Genomic DNA, 17,145 nt, shown 5'->3' with positions numbered 1-17,145 from the left:
AGAAGTCGGTCAGATAAGCACCACATCGGCCGGATCCAACCCCGACTCAACCATCAATGGTTAACCACACCCTCAACCCACAACCCCCATCCGATAAAGGCCGCCCCCGCGGTACCCTGATGCCCATGAGCCCCAGCCGCATCCAGCCACCCAAAACCGAAAGCCTCGCTCAAGCCACCCGCCTCCTCCGCGACGCCCAGACCGTCGCCATCCCCACCGAAACTGTCTACGGCCTCGCCGCCGACGCCCTCAATCCAGAAGCCGTCGCCCGGATCTTCGCCATCAAAAACCGCCCGCGCTTCGACCCCCTGATCGTCCACATCCACACCGCCGACACCGCACCCGACCTCGCCGCCGACTGGCCCGACACCGCCCAACAACTCGCCGACGCCTTCTGGCCCGGACCCCTCACCCTCGTCCTCCCCAAAAAACCCCTCGTCCCCGACATCGTCACCGCCGGCACACCCACCGTCGCCCTCCGCTGCCCCGACCACCCCGTCCCCCGCGAACTCATCCAACGCATCGGCCCACTCGCCGCACCCTCCGCCAACCGCTTCACCGGCATCAGCCCCACCACCGCCCAGCACGTCGCCGATGAACTCCCCGACAAGCCCACCCTCATCCTCGACGCCGGACCCACCACCACAGGCCTCGAATCCACCGTCATCTCCCTGGCGACCACCCAACCCACCCTCCTCCGTCCAGGCGGGCTCTCGATCGAAACCATCGAAGCCATCACCGGCCCCCTCCAACGCCCATCACCGTCCGATAACCCCGCGACCCCCCAATCCGCCCCCGGCCAGTCGCCCCGCCATTACGCACCCAGAACCCCGGTGTTGTTGTATATAGATCAGCCCCCGACACCAGACGCCATCCGCCAGGCATCAAGACCACCAGACCCGACAACAGCCCGTGAGAAGGGGGGGCAAAAAGTGGGGGGGGCAAAAGTGGGGGGGGCAGCCTTGCTGACCCTCACCCCCGATCCAGACGCCGAAAACGCTCACCCCTGGACCACCACCCGCTGCCTCTCCCCCGAAAGCGACCTCAACCTCGCCGCCACCCGTCTCTTCGCCGCCCTCCGCGAACTCGACAGCCTCCAACTCGACCTCATCGTCGCCCAGACCACCAGCCAATCAACCGGCATCGCCCCCGCCATCGCCGACCGCCTCCGCCGAGCATCGCACCCAACGGTCTGACCCATCCAACACCCCAAAAAACTTCTCCACAACCCACCCAATCAGCTTGACAAGGCAAAAGACTCTTGTATCCTTATCTCCAGAGCCGAACACAAAAACGGCTCTCACCGGACCCCTCAGCCATGGCCCGGCCCGCAGCCCAAAAACGACGGGCGGACGGATCCTGAGGGGCACTTTGACAATCTGGGACCTGGAAAGCATCGCGGCCAAGTTCGTCTTCCCGACAGCCCAAACCCTCTCTGATTCTTTCACTCGCCAACGGCCCGGCCTTCCACCCAACCAATACCAACCGCCGACCTCCAACAGGCCGGCGGTTGTCGTTTACAAACCACCAACGCCAACCCCATCCCAATTACACAAACCTCGGGCTATCATGCCCGCATGGCACACGACTTCGTTAAAGACCAGTTCCATCTCGACGCCCAAGGCGGACGCCTCGGCTTCCAGATCATCCTCACACTCCTTGGCGGAACGCTCCTCATCGCCGCGTTCATCGCCTCCCAACTCTACGACAACCAGGACACCGCCAAGATGGTCGCCGCCGCCGCCACCATCCTCCTCGCCGGACCCCTGATCTACACCGCCGTCAAGGAAATCCTCCACGGCCACATGCACATGAACGAGCTCGTCGCCCTCGCCGTGCTCGCCGCCTTCGCCCTCGGCGAATACATCGAAGCCGGCGCGATCGCCTTCTTCATGATTATCTCCGTCCTCATCGAAAACCGAACCGCCCTCGGCGCTCAGAAATCGATCGAGGAACTCGTCAAAATCACACCCACCCGCGCCCACAAAATCGTCGACGGCCAGGAACGGGAAGTCGACGCCGCCGCACTGCTCCCAGGCGACATCGTCCGCGTCCGCCCGGGCGACAACATCCCCGCCGATGGCGTCATCTTCAAGGGCGCCTCCACCATCGACCAGGCCAACATCACCGGTGAATCCATCCCCGCCGAGAAAGCCGAGGGCGACGAAGTCTTCTCCGGCACCATCAACCTCACCGGCGTCATGGAAATCCGCGTGGCCTCCGCAGGTGAAGAAACCACCCTCGGACGCGTCAAGGAAATGATCCTCCAGGCCGAACAGACCAAGGCCCCCTTCATGAGGATGATCGACCGCTACGCCTCCTGGTACACACCCACCGTCCTCATGCTCGTCTTCATCGTCTGGTTCTTCACCAGCCAGACCAACCCCACCGAAGCCGCCCAGCGGGCCGTCGCCATGCTCGTCATCGCCTGCCCCTGCGCCCTCATCCTCGCCACACCCACCGCCATGGTCGCCGCGCTTTCCGCCGCCGCACGCCTGGGTGTCTTGGTGAAATCCGTCGTCAACCTCGAAGCCGCCCGCGGACTCACCTCCGTCATCTTCGACAAGACCGGCACCCTCACCACCGGTGCCCTCCAGGTCTCGCGCCTCGCACCCGCCGAAGGCGTCGAAGGCGTCGACCTCCTCCGTGCCGCCGCCACCGCCGAACAGAACTCACGACACCCAGTTGCCCGCGCCGTCTTTGGCGTCGCCCGCAAAGCCCGCCTCAACCTCGAAGAACCCCAGGACTTCCAGGAAGTCGCCGGCAAAGGCGTCCGCGCCCAACTCACCGACGGCTGGGTTCTCGTCGGCCGAAGCTCATGGCTCGCCACCGAGCAGATCGACGACCACGCCCGCAATCAGGCCGCCGCCATCGCCCAAAGCCCCGAAACCGAAGGCCTCTCCGTCCTCTGCGTCGTCAAGAACGGCCAGTTCCTCGGCTGGATCGGACTCGCCGACAACACCCGGCCCGAAGCCTCACACGCCGTCGACTGGCTCCGCAACCTCGGCATCAAGCGCATGGTCATGTGCACCGGCGACCGCGAGTCCGTCGCCAAACGAGTCGCCGCCCAACTCAGCACCGAATACCAGGCAGAAGTTCTTCCCGGCCAGAAGCTCGAACTCGTCGACAACCTCAAAGCCCGCGGTCACCAGGTCGCGATGGTCGGCGACGGCGTCAACGACGCCCCCGCCCTCGCAGCCGGCGATATCTCCATCGCCATGGGCGCCGCCGGCTCCGACGTCGCCATCCACTCCGCCTCCATCGTCATCAACAACAACAACCTCAACCGCATCCCCTTCCTCATCGACCTCTCCCGCAGAACCCACGCCGTCGTCCTCCAGAACGTCGCCCTGGGGGGCGGATTCATCATCATCTTCCTCGCCCTCGCCGCCGCCGGCTACGTCAGCCCCATCATCGCCGCCATCCTCCACGTCGTCAGCTCCCTCGTCGTCATCTTCAACTCCGCCCGCCTCGTCCGCTGCGGCGAAGAAATCGAAGAAATGGAAGCCAAAGCCCTCAAGCAGGTCAAAGCCTCAGCCCCCGCCCCACAACCCACCACAACCCCACCCGGCCTCGCCCCCGCCTGATCCCAAACCCGTCCCAGCATCCGCACACGAGCCCCGGGCGGGAGCCCGGGGTGCCTTGCACCTAACCACCCATCCAGTCATTTCCGGCACCGCGGGCTGTCACCGCAAACAAGTCGCACCCAAACGATGCTCGATTCCCAAACACGAGCCTGAAACGCAAGCCTCAGGACAATCCCCCCGTAGCTGCCACGCCAAGACACCTCCCGCAAGCCATCTACCCTCACCCAACCTCACGCGTCTGAAACAACGCCACCGCCAACCCAAGAATCACCCCCACATACAACATCCCATACGCGACCACGCTCCCGATATACGCCGCCGTGAACGGATTCCCCTGCGTGATCGCATCCGCCGGCCAGAAGAACTGATAGTTCGGCAACATCAGATACATCCCCTTCACCCCGAGATAAACCGCCTTCACCCCCGCCGCCGCATCCGCCTCAAAAATCGCGCCGAACGTCGCCCACGTCCCATACCCCACCGGCACACGCACCTGCTGATCCACCCAGCCCGATAAAAACCCCGCCGTCACCCCCAAAACCAGCACCCCGAAGCAAATCAAAAGCGTCATCACCTGACCCAGCCGCGTCGATGCCGCCACCGCCACCGCCGCAATCACCAGCACCCCCTGGAAAACCAGAATCAACCCCGCCAGCGTCTGCCCCAACTCCCCGTCATGCTCCGTCAGATCATGCCAGGGCGCCTGCAGCGTCCAATCCTTACCGATCACCAGGACCAGCAAAAACGCCGCCGCCAGCGTCACCGCCAGCATCTTCATCAACACCGACGTGAACACCCATCGGTACAGATAGTTACCAACCGTCGCCACCCCCAGCGAAACCAGCAACGCCCCCACGCCAAACAGAATCACCGGCAGATCAAAGTCATCCCGAGCCGTCTGCATCACCCGATGCCGAATCGTCAGCACAAAAACCGCCGCAAGAATCCCAAACGCCAGACCAATCGCTCCCGTGACCCCAAAAAACTTGCCCAAAACGAACACCGGTCGACTCACCGGCTTGCTCACCACGGTCAGGACGGTCCGATTCTCGATCTCCGTCGCCAGCACCCCCGTCGCCGAGAAAGCCGACAAAAACAGCCCCGCCAGCAGCACCGTCGACAGCCCCAGATCGATCATCAGCTTGTTGTCGTTCTCTAGCGTGTACGCAGCCAGCATCGGGTTGATCACCAGCAGCAGAATGCCCACCAGCGTGATCACCACATAAATCGGCTGACGCACCGCCTCAGCGAACGTGTTCAACGCAATCGACCAGAACTGCTGGAACATCAAGAGGCCCTTCCGGGTCTAAACCACCAGAGACAACCCGCACTTCGCGACTATCATACGCATCGCAACGACTTAGCTCGGCATCCATCGCCGCGGAGACTACAATCCCCGCCAGCAACCGACACCCAAAACGACAAAATCGCCCGCCGGCAACCAGGACCGAACCCGACGCCCACAAGGATCGTCCAAAAGATCATGGCTAAAGACGCACTGACCTACCGACGCGCCACCAACGCCGCCATCACAGGCCTCTGCACCCAGGCAGCCCTTTTCGCCGCCTTCGGCCTCCTCGGCCTCTACGCCCAGGCCGGCGCCATCACCGCCCTCACCTGGCACGCCGCCACCGGCCTACCCATCTGGATCACCCTCATACTCCTCTTCTACCAGCAGCGTCTGGAACAGGAAGAGGCCCTCGAAGCAGAACGCCTCTCCCGCGCCGATGTCCGCGCCGCCGCACTCTTCGAAGAGGCCGGCGCAAACCTCCAACTCGCCCGACAGCGTCTCGACTGGCTCAACAAATGGGGCCTGACGATCGCATCAATCTTCACCGCCAGCCTCATGCTCATCGTCGGGCCGGCACTCCTCTACAACCACTACCTCCGCGTCGCCAACGACGCCATCGAGCCCTGGATCCGACCCGATGTCCACAGCGGGCTCCTCATCATCCTCCTCGCCACCATTGCCTTCATCACCTTCCTCGTCGGCCGATTCCTATCCGGCATGACCCGCACCGACGAGTACCAGGCACTCCGAGGCGGCGCCAGCGCTCTCATGGGCATCGTCTTCCTGACGATCCTCGCCATCATCGCCGCCGTCGCCCACCTCCTCGGCCTCGAACCCGCCTTCGAATGGCTCGCTCTCGCCATCCCCGCCATCACCACCCTCGTCGGCCTGGAGATGGTCGCCAACCTCACCCTCGCCCTCTACCAGCCCAAGCGCCCCGGACAGTTCCGCCGCCCCGGCTTCGACTCCCGACTTCTCGGCTGGATGTCCAGCCCCGAGTCCATCGGCAAGATCGTCTCCGAAACCATCGCCTACCAGTTCGGCTTCGACCTCTCCCGATCCCAGGCCTATCAGCAGGTCATGCGCCTCGTCACGCCGATGTTCCTCACCGGCATCGCCGTCCTCCTCGCCATGACCAGCATCGTCGTCGTCCAGCCCCACCAGCAGGCCGTCATCATCACCTTCGGCGCCCTCGACCGCGACCGCGGCGTCCTCAACGCCGGCCTCCACTTCAAAGCCCCCTGGCCCATCAGCACCATCGACCGCTACGACGTCTACCGCGTCAACGCCCTACGCATCGGCTCCGCCGAGGGCTACGAACGCATCGAGGACGCCGCCATACTCTGGACCAACGACCACATCATGGGTGATGAAGACTTCCTGGTTACGGCGCCCTCCCGCTTCCCCGATCAACCCGAAAGCGAAGACGTCGCAGCCGGCGAGCTCATCGGCGGCGATGTGATCGTCAAATACCGCATCAACCCCAACGACGGCCTGCTCGATTTCATCACCTCCGCCGATGACCCCGACCGCCTCTTTACAGCGATCTCGAGCCGGCAGATGAACCAGTACTTCGCCACCCGCCAGATCGACGACCTCCTACGTGCCGACCGCATCGAATCCTCCAGAAGACTCCGAGGCAGCATCCAGTCCGAAGCCGAAGCCTCAGGGCTTGGCGTCGAGGTCCTTTCCGTCTCCATCATCAGCATGCACCCACCACAAAAGGGTGAAGTCGCCCAGAGCTTCCACGACCAGATCGACGCCCTCCAGGAAAGCCTCTCCGAGGTCAACCGCGCCAACCGCGACGCCATCACCACCCTCGCCGAAGTCGCCGGCTCCCGTGAGCAGGCCCTCGAAATCAGCGAAGCCATTGCCGAGCTCGAATCCCTCCGCCTCCAGGCCGCCAACGGCGCCAACCTCGGCCCCGAGATCGCCCTTCAGGAAGCACTTATCGAACAACTCGTCTCCGAAGCCGGCGGCGAAGCCGCCCAACGCATCGCTCAAGCCCGCGCTTTCCGCTGGCAATACGCCATCGAAGAACGCGCCAAGGCCGAGCAGTTCCCCGCTGAACTCGAAGCCTACTCCCGGGCCCCCGACTACTTCAAAGCCCGCCGCTACTACGAAGCACTCACCGAGTCCCTCCAGGACCGACCCAAGATCGTCCTTACCGACCCCGATGCCGAGGCAGAAGCCAACGCACGCGTCATCCAACTCGACCTCCAGGAAACCCGCACAGGGCTCGAATCCATCCTGGGCAACTAAACCAATCCATTATCTCTAAAGCCACATAGCCAAAGAGCAAAACAAACAGCCATGACCAAACACCTCAACACCATCATCATCGCCGCAGTCGTCGTCATCGTGCTGCTGATCTACACCTTCAGCTACTCCGTCCGCTACGACGAAGTCGCCGTAGTCACCTTCTTCGACCGCGTTGTCGATGAGGAAAACGACGTCGTCCGCGACCCCGGCATCCGCTTCAAGTGGCCCATCCCCGTCAACCGCGTCTACAAGTTCTCCACCAAGCTCCAGGTCCTCGAAGACCAGCTCGAAGAGTTCCAGACCGCCGATGGCTACGCCGTCATCGTCAAGACCGACCTCGTCTGGCGCATCGAAGACCCCCTCGCCTTCTTCCGCAGCCTCCGCACCGTCGAGCAGGCCGAAGAACAGCTCAACCCTCTCATCCGCGAGCTCACCGCCGTCGTCAGCCAGTACCGCTTCGACCAGCTCGTGAACAACGACCCCGCACAACTCGCCCTCGGCGAGATCGAGGACGCCGCCGCCCAGGAACTCCGCAACAAACTCGCCGGACTCGACTACGGCATCGCCATCGAACGCGTCTCCTTCCGACGCCTCACCCTCCCCGAGTCAACCACCGAAAAAGTCTTCGAGCGCATGCGCACCACCCGCCAGGCACTCGCCGAGAAAGCCCGCGCCGAAGGCCGTGCCCGCGCCTCCACCATCCGCTCCGACGCCGAGTCAGCACGCGACCGCATCCTCGCCTTCGCCCAGCGACGCGCCGAGGGCATCCGCTCCGAAGGCCTCCAGGAAGCCGCCTCCTACTACGAAGCCTTCGCCCAGAACGAAGAACTCGCCATCTTCCTCAACACCATGGAATCCCTCCGCGAGATCCTTGCCAACAACACCAAGTTCCTCCTCAACGCCGAACAACTCGGCGCCAGCTCACTCCTCAACGCCGAGGAGCAGCAGTAAACCATGACCGAAGAACACCCCAAAACACCCGGGCCCGAGGCCACCCCCTACCAGCCCGAGCCACACCCCCAGGACCGCCAGGAAGAAGACGCCGCGCAGCAGTCGCTCGCCGACGCCCTCCGCGTCTCCTTCCGACTGCTCTCCTTCATCATGGTCATCCTCGTCGCCTTCTACGCCTTCTCCGGCACCTTCCAGGTCCAGGAGCAGCAAAAGGCCGTACGCCTCTTCTTCGGAAAGATCGCCGGCGAACCCGGCCAGCAGGTCTACGGACCCGGCTGGCACCTCGGCTGGCCCTACCCGATCGAAGACAAGATCATGATCCCCACCGCCCCGCGAACCATCAGCATCAACGAACCCTTCTGGTTCGAGGTCACCGAGGCCAACCAGGGACGCACCCTCGACGACATGGCCGCCGGCGCCGGCCCCCTCAACCCCGAACGTGACGGAGCCCTCATCACAGGCGATGCCAACATCGTCCACGCACAGTTCGAAATCGGCTACCGCATAGGCGACGGACCCAACGACCCCATCCACTACGTCACCAACGTCGGCGACACCGACAAAGCCGACGAACTCGTCCGCTCCGCCGTCGAGTCCGCCATCATCCAGGCCGTCGCCGAAATCAACGCCGACGACGCCGTCCGCGGACGCATCAACCAGAACCGCGCCCGACGCATCGCCCAGGACACCCTCGCCGAACTCGAAACCGGCATCGAGATCACCACCCTCGCCGCCAGCCGAACCACCATGCCCCTCTCCGTCCTCGCCGCCTACCGCGAGGTCAACGACGCCGAGTCCGAACGCGCCAACCTCATCAACCAGGCACGCCAGGAAGCCACCCAGATCCTCCGCGACACCGCCGGCCCCGGCGCCGACGGACTCTTCGACCTCATCCAGGCCTACGAGTTCGCCCAGACAGCAGGCGACACCGACGAAGTCGACCTCCTCCAGGACCAGCTCGATACCGCCCTCACCAACCAGATGCTCCCCGATGAGTTCGGCGGGCTCCCCATCGTTGGCGAGGTCCGATCCATCATCAACACCGCCGCCACCTTCCGAACCCAGGAAGTCGAAGCCATCCGCTCCGAAGTCCGACGCTTCGAATCCATCCTCGCCGAGCACCGCACCAACCCCACCATCGTCGAAAACCGCATCCGCGAAGCCGCCCGACGAGACATCCTCTCCGGCGAGTCCAACGAAGCCTTCTACCTCGCCCCAGGACAGATCCGCATCCAAGTCAACCGCGACCCCGACGTCCAGCGACGCATCGACGAACAACGCATCCAGGCCATCGACGCCCAGGCCAACGAGTTCCAGGGCGTGCGCTAGGATCAACCCATGACCGCCACCTCCACACAAACCGATATCGCCCAGGGGCAACGAGCAGCCGAAGCGGTCATCCGCTGCATCGACCTCTCCAAAACCTTCAAAGACTTCTGGCTCCGCGACCGCGTCAAAGCCGTCGACGCCATCAACCTCGACGTCTACCGAGGCGAAGTCTTCGGTCTCCTCGGACCCAACGGCTCCGGCAAATCCACCACCATCAAGATGATCCTCGGCCTGCTCCGCCCGAGCTCCGGCCAGATCGCCGTCCTCGGCAAACACCCCGAAGACGTCGCCGTCAAAAAATCCATCGGCTACCTCCCTGAGGAGTCCTACCTCTACCGCTTCCTCACCGCACGCGAAACCCTCGAGTACTACGCCCGACTCTTCGGCCTCAACGGACGCCAGCGACAAACCCGCGTCGACACCCTCCTCGAACTCGTCGGACTCACCCACGCCGAACGACGACCCGTCGGCGAGTTCTCCAAGGGCATGCAGCGAAAAATCGGCCTCGCCCAAGCACTCGTCAACGACCCCGACATCCTCATCCTCGACGAACCCACCACCGGCATGGACCCCATCGCCACCGCCGACGTCAAACGAGTTCTCCTCAAGCTCAAGGAACGCGGCAAAACCGTCATCCTCTGCTCGCACCTCCTCGCCGATGTCGAGTCCGTCTGCGACCGCGTCTCTATCATGTTTGGCGGGAAGGTCCGGGCCAACGGACCTGTCGACCAGCTCCTCGAAGACTCCGGCAAAACCACCGTCGAAACCGCCCACCTCTCCGAAGCCGAAATCCAGGCACTCGAAGAAACCCTCCGCCACCACGGCAAGGCCATCGACGCCGTCCGACAGCCACGCAACACCCTCGAACAACTCTTCCTCGACATCGTTAAGCAGGCCGAAAGCGAAGGCCTCGCCACCTCCGGCGCCCGCTCCGGCGCAGCCATCACCGGCTTCCTCGCCACCGGCCAAACCGACGAAGACACCGACGACACCCAGGCGATGATCGAACAGCTCGTCAAAACTCCAGACACACCCCCCGAGCCCGTCGCCGCACCCGAACCCAAAGGCGTCCAGGTCGTCCCCCCGCCACCCCCCGCCGACCCCGAGATGGAAGAGGCCACCGAAGTCCTCGACACCCTCCTCGAAAAACTCGACCCGCCCGCCAAACAACCCCGAGCCGAAGCTCAGCCACACGACGATCAGACCGCCAAACCGGCCACCGACAACGACATCGACGAATCCCTCATCGACGACCTGATCGAAAAACCCAACCCGAACCAGGATCGCCCTTCCTCGTAAGGCTTCCTGAGGACGCGCGACCGTGAAACGACTGCCAGAACAACTCCTCCAGGCCGCCGTCGGCCTCATCCTCACGGCCCTCGTCGCCGTCTTCGGTCTCGCCTACTTTGGCTATCTCCTGCCAGGCGTCATCGTCGGCATCGCTCTCACCCTTGCCTCACTCGTCGTCCTCATCATCAACTACCTCAAGCACCCCCGCGACAGCTACGGCACCTACTCCGGCCTCTTCGCCATCGCCACCCTCGTCGCCTGGGCCGGCTCCCTCACCTCCCTCATCCTCGGACTCCAGGGCTTCGCCGAAACCGGCAACCTCATCAGCCTCATCGGCCTCTGCCTCGGACTCGTCATCTTCACCGCCGCCTGCTTCTACTTCCGCAACCTCCACCTCGTCGCCACCATCACCGCCTACGTCGGCTCCGCCGCCCTCACATGGATCGCCGTCCAGGCCTGCCTGCTCTTCGGCTGGATCCCAGGCGTCACCCTCGCCGTCGGCGTCTACGTCATGGGACTCGCCTACGTCCTCGGCATGCGCCTCATCCGATTCCTCCTCCGACCCGGACACCCCATCCTCGGCATCGCCCGAACCCTCATCGACGAGTCGGTCCGCATGCGCGTCCCCCTCGTCTTCCTCATCCTCCTCCTACTCCTCGTCCCCGCCCTCCCCCTCATCATGGACCCCGCCGAGCGACTCGAATACCGCGTCGCCTCCTTCCTCAGCTGGTCCATGATCGCCGCCTCCGGCCTACTCAGCCTCCTCACCATCTTCCTCGCCGTCGGCTCCGTCGCCACCGAGTTCAGCCAGAAACAGATCTTCCTCACCCTCACCAAGCCCGTCGCCCGCTGGCAATACCTCCTCGGCAAATGGCTCGGCATCGTCATGCTCAACGCCCTACTCGTCGCCGTCGCCTCGGGAGGCATCTACGCCTTCACCACCGTCGTCGCCGCCCAACGCGCCATCGACCCCGCCGACCGCGCAGGCGTCGACACCCAGGTCCTCGCCGCACGCATCGCCATCGAACCCCAGATGGCCTCCGCCGACGAACTCAACGCACGCTTCCTCCAGCAGGTCCAGCGACTCCGCCTCGAACAACCCGATACCTACGGCGACCTCGACGACCCCATCGACCGGCTCTCACCCACCGCCGTCGAGCAGATCCGCCTCATCGCCATCGCCGACTGGCTCTCCATCGCACCACGCAACAGCCAGACCTACACCTTCGACAACCTCCGCGAAGCCAAAGCCCTAGGCGGCAACATCCAACTCCGCATCGAACCCAACGCCGCCGGACAGGTCCCCAACGGCATGGTCGAACTCCGCATGCGCCTCAACAACCGGCCTTATATCGATCGCGTCTTCCCCGACGGCCGCATCACCCTCTCCGAGGACACACACCACGTCCTCGACATCCCCACCTCCGTCATCGACGACCAGGGCGTCCTCCGCATCCAACTCATCAACTCAACCCCGGGCCAGCCCTCCATCAGCTTCAACCCCGCCGACGGCATGCAACTCCTCTACCGTGTCGACACCTTCGAAAACAACTTCTTCCGAGCCTCCCTCCTGCTCTGGACCCGACTCGCCTTCCTCGCCATGGCCGGCCTCGCCGCCGCCTCCTTCCTCGGCTTCCCCGTCGCCTGCCTCCTCGCCATACTCATCTTCGCCGGTGCCTCCGGCTCCGCCTTCCTCGACGAATCCCTCACCTGGTTCGGCGACCGACCACCCTCCTCCGCCAGCACCCTCGAAGTCATCGCCTGGTACCCCAGCACCTTCTTCACCATGCTCACCCAGGGCGAAATCGTCGACGCCGCCAAAGTCGTCATCCGTGGCATCGGCAGAGCTTTCATGCTCCTCGTCCCCTCCTTCCATGAATACACCGCCACCGAGTCCATCGCCAAAGGCCTCTACATCTCCTGGATGACCGTTCTTAGCGCCTTACTCTGGGTCGCAGGCATCTGGACCGCCGTCATCTACCTCATCGGTTACCTCCTACTATCCAAACGCGAACCCGCCGAGGTCATCGTCTAGCCACACCACCGAACTCTATCCTCGAAACAATCGTAAACCCTCCATCTGACCACCATGCGTAACACCCGCACCATCCAGCTCATCAGCCTGATCACCGCCGCCGCACTCCTCGCCGGCGCGACCATGATCACCCCCTCAATCAACCGCCAACGACTCGACCTCCACCTCACCTACGACATCGAAACCGGCGACGACATCCCCGCCACCTACACCCTCCTCGCAGCCGGACTCGGCTCCTTCCGCGGCATCCTCGCCAACTGGGCCTGGTACCGCATCGAGATGATGAAACGAGACGGCGAGCTCTACGAAGCCAACCAGCTCGCCCGCGTCATCACCACCCTCCAGCCACGCTTCCCACAGGTCTGGTCCTTCCAGGCCTGGAACATGGCCTACAACATCTCCGTCATCACCAAAACCCCCGAGGAACGATGGGACTGGGTCTCCAAAGGCATCCGACTCCTCCGTGAAAAAGGCATCCCCAACAACCCCACCGCCATCCGCCTCTACCGCGAACTCGCCTGGATCCTCTTCCACAAGATGGGCCAGTTCTCGGATGACATGAACTGGTACTACAAACTCCAGTGGGCCCGCGAATGGCAGGAAGTCCTCGGCGCACCCACCGAAGGCGCCACCGCCGAAGAAGCCGCCAACCGCATCCGACCCATCGCCCAGGCCGCCGACCGCTACCTCGTCTTCAACCGACCCCCCCACGAAGCCCGCATGATCCTCGAAGGCTTCGCCAACGATCACCCCGAACTCAAAGACACCATCGACGACCTCCTCGACATCGGAGCCGTCCGCCTCCGCGACCGACTCCAACGCGTCCGCACCGACATCCTCTCCATCGCCCGCGAACAGGACGACCAGTTCGACCGCGTCCTCGAACTCGCCGAAGAACAGATCGTCCGCTCCACCCGCGACCCCCTGGAGATGCTCGCCGAAGACAGCCCCGAGGTCATCCCCCTACTCGACATCCTCGCGCAGAACAACATCGAACCCGACACCAACTTCCTCCGCGCCGTCGGCGTCAACCTCATCTTCACCCAGTACTACTCCGCCCAGGCCCTCGTCGATCTCGCCAACCAGGGACAGCTCTCCCCCGAACGCCAGGTCGCCCTCGGCTTCATGCTCGACAACAACTTCGTCCCCGGACTCCGCGCCCTCGTCCCCTACCTCCGAGCCCAGGCCCTCGTCAACGAGTACCGCATGGACCCACAGTTCATGCTCTTCCTCCTCGAAAAGTACGGGCCCCTCGACTGGCGACACCCCGCCGCCCACGCCATCTACTGGGCCGCCCTCGGCATCGAACGCACCCGCGTCGTCTTCGATCAGGACCGCTACGACATCCTCAACACCGACCGCCAGGTCATCCACGGCCTCCAGGTCCTCATGTTCTCCGGCCGCGTCACCTACGACCCCTTCGCAGGCACCGTCGACCAACTCCCCGACCCACGCTTCATCGAACCCTACGAACTCGCCGTCTACGAAGGCTCCGAACGCTCAGGCGAAGTCGACCTCGACCGCGAAGGCGTCATCAGCCAGTTCGCCTCCGGCTACGAGAACTTCCTCCACAAAGCCATCGTCTACTCCTACCTCTATGGCGACGTCGACCAGGCCCAGAACTACTACCAAAAAGCACGCAGCGAATTCAGCGACAACCACATGGACGGCCGCTACACCCTCGCCCTCGAAGAATTCGTCATGCTCCAGCTCTGGCTCGACAAAGACCAGCGCCAAACCGTCGTCCCCTTCATCGACGCCCAAATCGCACGCGGCCTCAACCAGGGCCTCGCCCGATCACGCCCCGACATCTTCGCCCGCTCCGTCGAGATCGCCCAGACCATGCACGGCTGGTACCAGCAGGAACGCGACTACCAGATCCCCAACGCCCCCCGTCAGCGACTCCAGCTCGAACCCTTCAACGTCATGCTCACCAAGTCCTACGAAGCCTTCATGCGCAACGCCTCGGTCCCCATCATCTACCGCGCCCGCGCTTACGCCAACACCCCCGTCCAACTCCGGGAAGCAACCTACGCCGGCTTCCAGTCCGTCCTCCAGGAACACGCCGCCCAACAGGGCATCGACTTCGCCCGCGCCTTCCCCGCACCCCCCGGCTTCGTCCCACCCGAAACCGCCGACCTCGACCAGAACCAACCCAACCGCCCCTCAACCATCCAACGCCAGTAAACCCACCCCAGCAACCTCCACGACAACCATCACGAGCCCGACGCGCGAGCTTCGGGACAAGCACCCAGAAGCAAGCTCAAAGCAACAGCCGCCTCAACCTTCCTCCGAATCAATCTCCCCCATCACCCGCTTCGCCAGCTCGCGCTCATCCCCCGACAACCGCGGCTCCGCCGAAGCCAGCAACTCCCGCCCACGCTGCGGCCGATCCAGATAACGCACATAAAGCAGCCCCAGAATCAGCTGCACCTGCGCCCGCTCGTGATACGTCGGATACACCGACAAAAAGTTCTCATACGCCCGCGCCGCCGCGTCATGGCGCTGATCACTCATCAACTGATTCGCCACATCCAGTTGAGCATCCACAGCCAGCGCCTGCTTCTCATCGATCGTCAGCAGATCCGTATACAACACCGCCGCCCGACTCAGCTCCCCCTTGCCCATCGCCTCGCCAATCTGCTTCCGCACCGCCGCCACCCGCTGCTGCGCTTCACTCAACGGTTCATCCGCCTTTGTCACACCCCCCTGAGCCTCAATGCCCTCCCACGGCTTGTAGCCCCGCTTCGACATCCGCGAAAACTCTGCCTTCCGACGACGATGAGCAATCAGCGAAAGCAGGTCGTAAGGCTCGCGCTTAAGCAGACCCGTCAACAGCAACCCCATGCTCACCGCGAAACCAAACCCATAACCCGCCAGATGCGCCATGTACGCCACCCGCCCGATCCCCATCCAATAGAACAACAGATCCTGCGCCACCCGAAACAGAATCAGCGCCATCCCCGACACCTCAAACGTCCCGATGATCACCAGCACATAAAGAATCGTCACCACACTCTGCGGGAAAAGCGCCAGATAAGCCCCGGTCACCGCCGCCACCGAACCACTCGCCCCCAACACCGGCGACGTATCCGTCAGCACATGCCCAAGCCCCGCCACCACGCCGCCCGCCAGGTAGAAAAACAGATAAGCCACCTTCCCCAACCGATCCTCCACCGCGTTCCCGAACACATACAAAAACACCATGTTCCCCGTCAGGTGCACCCAGTCCGCGTGCAGAAACTGATACGTGATGAACTGCCACACCGTCTCCGCACCCGGCCACAGAAAAAACTGCGCCGCCTGCCGGTACGGCTCCGTCCCCAACGCCGCACGAACCCCGGGCGTAAAAATAAACGCCAGCACGGACAGACCGATCAGCCCGTAGTTCACGTAAGGCGTCCGACGCTGCGGGCGATCAGTCTTTAGCGGTAACAACATAAGCAGCCCGGCCTCAACAATACACAACCAACGCCGTCACACGCCAGCGAAAGTCCCCCGAGCATAGCCGATCACAACCCACCCACCACACCAACCCACATCACGGCTCGAGCAGATCCACCACCGTCACCGTCCACCAGGCGCCCTCGTCACCCGCCACCGACACACCCACCACACCCTCCGCAGAGCCCGGAACCCGAGCCTCCCAGCCATAAGCTTCGTCCTCAAGCGACTTGCCAGCCACCGCCTCATCGTCAGCCGCCGGACGCAAACGCATCACCACCTCCCCCGACAACCCGCCCCGAGCCAGCTCCGGAATCAGCAGCATCACCTCGCCGCCATGCTCGGTCGAGCGCACCTCCAGCGTCGATACCGTCCACGAAGTCCCCGCCGCCAACGGCCCGCTCGCAGGCATCGAACCCACCACCAACAGATCATCCATGCCATCCCCGGGCGTCACCCAGAGAATCCCACCCACCACCAACGTCAGACCCACACACAGCCCCAGATAGCTCAACAGCCCGCGCCGCTTCTTGCCGCCCGATGCCACGGCCGTCTCCGCCGCTTCCACCTCCGGCTCAGCCGCATCCGCCACCTGCACCCGCGCCGGCGTCTCGTCACCCGTCAACGTCACTCCATCCGGCTTCTCAACCACGTGCCCCAACTGAATCCGAGACGTCTTCTCGCACGCAGGACAACGACGCGCAGCACCCAACCGCAGGAAGGCCAGCGACAAATCATGTCCACAATGTGGGCAGCGAACGACGTACATCTGCGTCACCACTCCAGTAGGCAGGACTTACATCCTAAGACTTCCACCCACAAAAGCCACCCTAAGGACAACCCCTACCCCAACTTCACAGCCCAAACCTCACCATTCGTCCGGAGCCCGAAGCGCGGTCGTCGCGTGTACCCAGCTTAATCCCGTACTGAGGCACCATAAAACATGGGTGGCTCTG

At 63.7% G+C, this 17,145-nt stretch carries 11 protein-coding genes; 8 read left to right on the top strand and 3 right to left on the bottom strand.

Translation table 11 applies throughout. The features are described 5' to 3' along the window. Positions 1-125 precede the first annotated feature (125 nt). Entirely contained in the window at positions 126-1,196 is a 1,071-nt protein-coding gene (locus ACQZAB_RS04640; protein WP_428387510.1) for an L-threonylcarbamoyladenylate synthase, read from the top strand. Positions 1,197-1,577: 381 nt separating this feature from the next. Next, positions 1,578-3,587: a heavy metal translocating P-type ATPase gene (locus tag ACQZAB_RS04635; RefSeq protein ID WP_428387508.1), complete on the top strand. Its 2,010-nt coding sequence runs from the start codon at positions 1,578-1,580 to the stop codon at positions 3,585-3,587. 220 nt (positions 3,588-3,807) lie between these two features. On the opposite strand, the gene ACQZAB_RS04630 is transcribed toward ACQZAB_RS04635, so the two are convergent. Further along, a complete protein-coding gene (locus ACQZAB_RS04630; RefSeq protein WP_428387506.1) occupies positions 3,808-4,875 on the bottom strand; it encodes an ABC transporter permease in 1,068 nt (355 codons plus the stop codon). A 195-nt stretch (positions 4,876-5,070) separates the two neighbouring features. On the opposite strand from ACQZAB_RS04630, the gene ACQZAB_RS04625 reads away from it, so the two are divergent. The 6 genes from ACQZAB_RS04625 to ACQZAB_RS04600 are packed head-to-tail and all read left to right on the top strand — an operon-like array spanning position 5,071 to position 14,932. Continuing rightward, positions 5,071-7,140 carry an SPFH domain-containing protein gene (locus tag ACQZAB_RS04625; protein ID WP_428387504.1) on the top strand — a complete coding sequence of 690 codons (2,070 nt, stop codon included), beginning with the start codon at positions 5,071-5,073 and terminating at the stop codon, positions 7,138-7,140. Between the two features lie 51 nt (positions 7,141-7,191). Then, positions 7,192-8,091: a protease modulator HflC gene (gene hflC, locus ACQZAB_RS04620; protein WP_428387502.1), complete on the top strand. Its 900-nt coding sequence runs from the start codon at positions 7,192-7,194 to the stop codon at positions 8,089-8,091. Positions 8,092-8,094: 3 nt separating this feature from the next. Beyond that, a complete protein-coding gene (locus ACQZAB_RS04615) occupies positions 8,095-9,420 on the top strand; it encodes an SPFH domain-containing protein (protein WP_428387500.1) in 1,326 nt (441 codons plus the stop codon). A 9-nt stretch (positions 9,421-9,429) separates the two neighbouring features. Beyond that, positions 9,430-10,719: an ABC transporter ATP-binding protein gene (locus ACQZAB_RS04610; protein ID WP_428387498.1), complete on the top strand. Its 1,290-nt coding sequence runs from the start codon at positions 9,430-9,432 to the stop codon at positions 10,717-10,719. Positions 10,720-10,741: 22 nt separating this feature from the next. Then, positions 10,742-12,745: an ABC transporter permease gene (locus ACQZAB_RS04605; RefSeq protein WP_428387496.1), complete on the top strand. Its 2,004-nt coding sequence runs from the start codon at positions 10,742-10,744 to the stop codon at positions 12,743-12,745. A 54-nt stretch (positions 12,746-12,799) separates the two neighbouring features. Then, the gene (locus ACQZAB_RS04600) at positions 12,800-14,932 is read left to right on the top strand and encodes a hypothetical protein (RefSeq protein ID WP_428387494.1); all 2,133 of its coding nucleotides are present in this window, start codon (positions 12,800-12,802) and stop codon (positions 14,930-14,932) included. 93 nt (positions 14,933-15,025) lie between these two features. Here the strand turns inward: ACQZAB_RS04600 and ACQZAB_RS04595 are convergent, their stop codons facing one another. After that, entirely contained in the window at positions 15,026-16,186 is a 1,161-nt protein-coding gene (locus ACQZAB_RS04595) for a rhomboid family intramembrane serine protease (RefSeq protein WP_428387492.1), read from the bottom strand. Between the two features lie 100 nt (positions 16,187-16,286). Next, a complete protein-coding gene (locus ACQZAB_RS04590) occupies positions 16,287-16,922 on the bottom strand; it encodes a hypothetical protein (RefSeq protein ID WP_428387490.1) in 636 nt (211 codons plus the stop codon). Between the last annotated feature and the right edge of the window lie 223 nt (positions 16,923-17,145).

Origin of the sequence: Mucisphaera sp. (assembly GCF_965279675.1) — a bacterium.
GTDB lineage: Bacteria > Planctomycetota > Phycisphaerae > Phycisphaerales > Phycisphaeraceae > Mucisphaera.
Note: the sequence above shows the minus strand (reverse complement) of the source record. Positions and strands in the feature narration are given on the sequence as shown.